General features: G+C 63.7%; 4 protein-coding genes. 3 read left to right on the forward strand and 1 reads right to left on the reverse strand.

Going from position 1 to position 5,555, the window contains the following annotated elements; genetic code table 11:
* The coding region (locus DBR22_RS13180) for a DUF3417 domain-containing protein (protein ID WP_181365167.1) at positions 1-719 on the reverse strand (719 nt) is incomplete at its 3' end.
* 152 nt (positions 720-871) lie between these two features.
* On the opposite strand from DBR22_RS13180, the gene DBR22_RS13185 reads away from it, so the two are divergent.
* The 3 genes from DBR22_RS13185 to DBR22_RS13195 form a co-directional block, all read left to right on the forward strand.
* Positions 872-2,953, forward strand: a complete 2,082-nt coding sequence (locus tag DBR22_RS13185) for an alpha-1,4-glucan--maltose-1-phosphate maltosyltransferase (protein ID WP_108599397.1) — start codon at positions 872-874, stop codon at positions 2,951-2,953.
* Positions 2,950-4,746: a maltose alpha-D-glucosyltransferase gene (gene treS, locus DBR22_RS13190; RefSeq protein ID WP_108599398.1), complete on the forward strand. Its 1,797-nt coding sequence runs from the start codon at positions 2,950-2,952 to the stop codon at positions 4,744-4,746. The genes DBR22_RS13185 and treS overlap by 4 nt, the downstream gene beginning before the upstream one ends.
* A gap of 1 nt (position 4,747) precedes the next feature.
* Positions 4,748-5,555: maltokinase N-terminal cap-like domain-containing protein (locus DBR22_RS13195; protein WP_441296244.1), on the forward strand; the 808-nt coding region annotated here is incomplete at its 3' end.

Below are 5,555 nucleotides of genomic sequence, written 5' to 3' on the forward strand. Positions count from 1 at the left end.
GTGATGCCGCGGGCGGCGTCGTCGTTGCCCGGGACGTTTGAGTCCAGGAGCAGCAGGGGAACGCGCCCGACGTCGGCACGCCAGATGTGTGCCAGGAGCCGGCGGCCGTTGGGCAGCGGCAGCGAGATCTGTACAGGCCGGCCGTTGCCGTCTCCGGACGGCTCACGGAGCAGGGTCAGGGGGAGGCCGTCCGGGTCAAGGACCGGGTAGGTTTCCTGCTGCCAGGCGTCGCGGGAGAGTGACTGCTTGAAGTAACCGGCCTGGTAGAGGAGGCCCACACCGATCAGTGGCACGCCCAGATCGGAGGCGGCCTTCAGGTGGTCGCCGGCCAGGATGCCCAAACCGCCCGAGTACTGCGGCAGGACCTCGGTGATGCCGAACTCGGGGGAGAAATAGGCGATGGCTGCCGGGGCGTCCTGCCCCAGGGTCTGGTACCAGCGGGGCTCGTCCAGGTAACGGTCCAGATCTTCCGCGGCGGCCCGGACCTTTTCAACAACTGCCTGGTTTGCGGCGAGGCTTTGGAATTCCTCACGGCTGACCCGCCCGAGGAAACTGATGGGGTCCTGCCCGCATTCCTCCCAGATCCGGGGGTTCAGCCCCGCGAACACATCACGCGTGGGCCGGTGCCATGACCAGCGCAGGTTGGTCGCCAGCCGGGCCAGGGGCCTGATGGGTTCAGGGAGAACAGTTCGGACGGTAAATCTGCGGATTGCCTTCACCTGCGCCACACTAACCGACAACCAGGACAGCCGGAACTGCTTTGGCTTTCTTTTAGGTAAATGACAGTTGACGTGTCGGAAAAGTCGAATCGGCGGTGGAAAAACATGAGCAGGCTTAGAAATCTGGCCCATTTCTCGCTAACGTCGAGCAGGTGACGACTAACTCAGGAACCACCGCCTCTTCAAAGAAAAAGCCGAAAGGCAAAATCACCGACGGGCTAAGGTTTGGCCGTTTTCCGATCACCGCAGTGCAACCTGTGGTGGACGACGGAAAATTTCCTGCCAAGGCTTTGCCCGGGGAGGGGATTGTGGTGGGCGCCACCGCTTTCCGGGAAGGGCACGATCAGCTCGGCGTCTCCGCAGTACTCCTTGATCCCCGTGGAAAGGAGCGCCAGCGCGTCAGGCTGGCGCCGCCCCGGGGGGAACGCGGAATGGGGACCGACCGCTGGGAGGGCGTCCTCACGCCGTCGTCCGTTGGAAACTGGACCTTCTTCATTGAGGCATGGCACGACCGCTACGGAACCTGGCACCACAATGCCGAGGTCAAGGTAGCAGCCGGCATCGACGTCGAGCTGATGCTCGCCGAAGGCTCGGCCCTGCTGCTGGACGCAGCCGACGACGTCTTCCGCACTGCGGCGGACCGGCGCACCCTTCGTATGGCGGCGGCAGTCCTTGCGGACAGGTCCCTCAGCGAGGAGGAACGCCTCGGCGCCGGATTCGGCCCGGATGTGGCGGCCATTGTGGACCGCCAGCCCATCCGTGAACTGATCACCGTTTCCCAGCAGTACCCCCTGCTGGTCGAACGCGACCTTGCAGGCCGCGGCGCGTGGTATGAGTTCTTCCCCCGCTCCGAGGGCGCCGTGCGGGACCACAACACCGGCGAGTGGACCTCCGGCAATTTCCGGACTGCGGCGAAACGGCTGGACGCGGTGGCGGACATGGGCTTCGACGTGATCTATATGCCGCCCATCCACCCCATCGGCGTCCAGCACCGAAAGGGGCCCAACAACACGCTCATTGCGGGTCCTCACGATCCCGGCTCGCCATGGGCCATCGGCGCCAAGGAAGGTGGCCACGACGCCATCCACCCGGACCTGGGCACCTTCGAGGATTTTGATGCTTTTGTGGCCCGGGCGAAGGAGCTTGGGCTGGAAGTCGCACTGGACCTGGCACTGCAGGCCGCGCCGGACCATCCCTGGGTTCAGTCGAACCCTGAATGGTTTACCACCCGGGTTGATGGCAGCATCGCTTACGCCGAAAACCCGCCGAAGAAATACCAGGACATTTTCCCGCTGAATTTCGACAATGATCCCGAGGGTCTTTCCAAGGAAATCCTGCGGATCGTCCTGTTGTGGGTCAGCCACGGCGTGAAGATCTTCAGGGTTGATAATCCGCACACAAAGCCTGTGTGGTTCTGGGAGTGGCTGATCGCCCAGGTTAACAAAAAGGCACCGGGCGTCGTGTTCCTCGCTGAGGCGTTCACCCGGCCTGCCATGATGCATGCACTGGGCCGGGCCGGCTTCCAGCAGTCCTACACCTACTTCACGTGGCGGAACACCAAGAAGGAACTGGAAACGTACTTCAACGAGGTCAGCCACGAGTCGTCGGCGTACTTCCGGCCCAACTTCTTCGTCAACACCCCGGACATCCTCACCGAATACCTGCAGTTCGGCGGCCCGGCGGCCTTCAAGATCCGGGCGGCCCTGGCCTCCACCGCCAGCCCGCTGTGGGGCGTCTACGCCGGCTACGAACTCTATGAGCATGTTGCCCGTCCCGGCGCGGAGGAGTACATCGACAACGAGAAGTTCGAGTACAAGGCCCGCGACTGGGACGCTGCCGCAGAATCCGGCCGCACCCTGGCGCCCTACCTGACCAGGCTCAACGCCATCCGGCACGCCCACCCGGCGCTGCAGGACCTCCAGAACCTCACGGTCCACCAGAGCACGGATGACGCCACAGTCGTGTACTCCAAGCACAAGACGCTGCCGGACGGCACCAAGGACACCATCATTGTGGTGGTCAACGTTGATCCGCACGGCATCAGGGAAAGCACCGTATCGCTTGACCTCGCAGCCCTCGAACTTGACCCGGAAGACCTCTCGCCCAACGGCGGCTTCCTGGTGGAAGACCTCATTTCCGGAGAATCCTGGGAATGGGGCGAATACAACTACGTCCGCCTGGACGCACACGTCGAACCCGCACACATCCTGAGCGTGAGGAGATTGCATCAGTGAGCTTTAACCCGCAGAGTTCCAGTCAGCATTTCACCCCTAAGGGCACCTTTGAGCTAAATGCCCCTGGTCTGCCCCATGATCCGCTCTGGTATCGGAAGGCCGTGTTCTACGAGGTGCTGGTCAGGGCCTTTGCGGATGCCAACGGCGACGGCTCCGGCGATTTCAGCGGCCTGATCGACAGGCTGGACTACCTCCAATGGCTGGGGGTGGACTGCCTGTGGCTCCCGCCGTTCTTCCAGTCACCGCTGCGTGACGGCGGCTATGACATCTCCGACTACAACTCCGTCCTGGACGAGTTCGGCACCATCACCGACTTCAAAAGGCTCGTGGCCGAGTCCCACGCCCGTGGCGTCCGGGTCATTATCGACCTGCCGCTGAACCACACCTCGGACCAGCATCCCTGGTTCCAGGAATCGCGGAAGGACCCTGACGGTCCGTTCGGCGACTTCTATGTCTGGAGCGATACGGACGAGAAGTACCAGGATGCGCGCATCATCTTCGTGGACACCGAGGAGTCCAACTGGACCTTCGATCCCATCCGCCGGCAGTTCTTCTGGCACCGCTTCTTCGGCCATCAGCCTGACCTGAACTTTGAGAACCCGAAAGTCATCGAGGCCCTCTTCGATGTGGTCCGTTTCTGGCTTGACCAGGGCATCGACGGGTTCCGCGCGGACGCCATCCCCTACCTCTTCGAGGAGGAGGGGACCAACTGCGAAAACCTGCCCGCAACGCATGACTTCCTCCGGAAGCTGCGGGCCATGGTGGACGAAAGCTACCCCGGCCGCGTCATCATCGCCGAGGCCAACCAGCCGCCCAACGAGGTCGTGGAGTACTTCGGCACCGCGGAGGAGCCGGAATGCCACATGGCTTTCCACTTCCCCATCATGCCGCGCCTCTACTACGCGCTGCGGGACCAGAAGGCTGCTCCCATCATCGAGACCATGCAGGACACTCCCGAGATCCCCGAAGGGGCCCAGTGGGGGACCTTCCTGCGGAACCACGATGAACTGACCCTCGAAATGGTCACCGCCGACGAGCGTGCAGCAATGCTGGGCTGGTATGCGCCCGATCCCCGGATGCGCGCCAACATCGGGATCCGCCGCCGCCTTGCGCCCTTGCTGGACAATTCGCGGGCGGAGATCGAACTGATCAACGCCCTCCTGCTGTCCCTGCCGGGCAGCCCCTTCCTGTACTACGGGGACGAAATCGGCATGGGCGACAACATCTGGCTCGAGGACCGCGACGCCGTCCGTACGCCCATGCAGTGGAATCCGGACCGGAATGCAGGGTTCTCCCACGCGGACCCCGGCAAGCTGTACCTCCCCGTGATCCAGTCGCTGGTGTACAACTACTCCATGGCCAACGTGGAAGCCGAAGCCGCCCACTCCGGTTCCCTGCTCCGCTGGACCCGGCAGATCCTGAGCGTACGCAAGAACCACCCGGCGTTCGGGCTGGGTGCGTTCAAGCATGTGGAAGCAGACCACGACTCCGTTGTGGCATATCTGCGGGAACTCTCGGATGACAACACCGCGGGGGAGGACGGCGAGACCATCCTGTGCGCCTTCAACCTCTCCCAGCACCCGGTCGCAGCCAAACTCAAGATTCCCCAGTTCGCCGGCCGCGGACTGCGTGATGTCTTCGGGGGCCAGCCGTTCCCTGGGATCGACGGTGACGGAACCCTGACCCTGACCCTGGGAAGCCACGACTTCTTCTGGCTGCGGATCCGTTCGGCAACCTCGAATCCGTCCTCGCCCTACACGCAGGCACTTCCCATCCTGTCCATCGAGAACTGACATGAACGAACCCACCCTTACTGCCATGTTGGTCCCTGTCCTGCGCGAATGGCTTCCGCGCCAGCGTTGGTTCCCCGTGAAGACGGCCGACTTTGCGCTGGAACAGGCGGGAAGTCTGAGGCTTGAGGACGTGTCAGGGCAGGCACGGCTGGAGGTTTTCCTGCTGGCCGTTTCATACCGCACGGCCGACGGCGGCAACCGGACGGACGTCGTCCAGGTTCCTTTGAGTTACCGGGATTTCCCGCTCGCCGGAGCTGAGCGGGGACTGGTGGGTCGAAGGCCTGATGCCGGGATGCCTTGGATCTACGACGCCGTATATGACCCGTCCTTTGTGGCCGCGTGGCTGGAGCTGATCCGGTCAGAAGGGTCGCGTCCCGGTTCGGCGACGGGGCACAGCACCCGGTCGGACCACCGCCTGCCGACGGCCAATGGTGTCGTCAAGGTCCTCTCCGGCGAGCAGTCCAACAGCTCAGTCATAGTGGACGACGGCGAGTCGGCGGCTATTGTGAAATTCTTCCGGGTCCTGTCCGAAGGAGTGAATCCCGAGGTTGAGGTGGGAGCGGCGCTGACCACCGTGGGCACCTCCGAAGTGCCGGCCACGCTTGGCTGGGTGCGCGGAGAATGGACCGCGCCGTTTTCGCAGCCACCGGGCCAGTTGCCTTCAGATTCCCGGCAGGTCCAGGGCGAGCTGGCCGTGGCCCACGAATTCCTTGCCGGCGGCCGTGATGCCTGGCGCCTCGCAGTGGACGCCGCCCGCAGCGGAACTGACTTCACCGCCGAGGCCCACGGCCTTGGTGCTGCAACGGCAA

This window comes from Arthrobacter sp. HMWF013 (assembly GCF_003061105.1).
GTDB lineage: Bacteria > Actinomycetota > Actinomycetes > Actinomycetales > Micrococcaceae > Arthrobacter.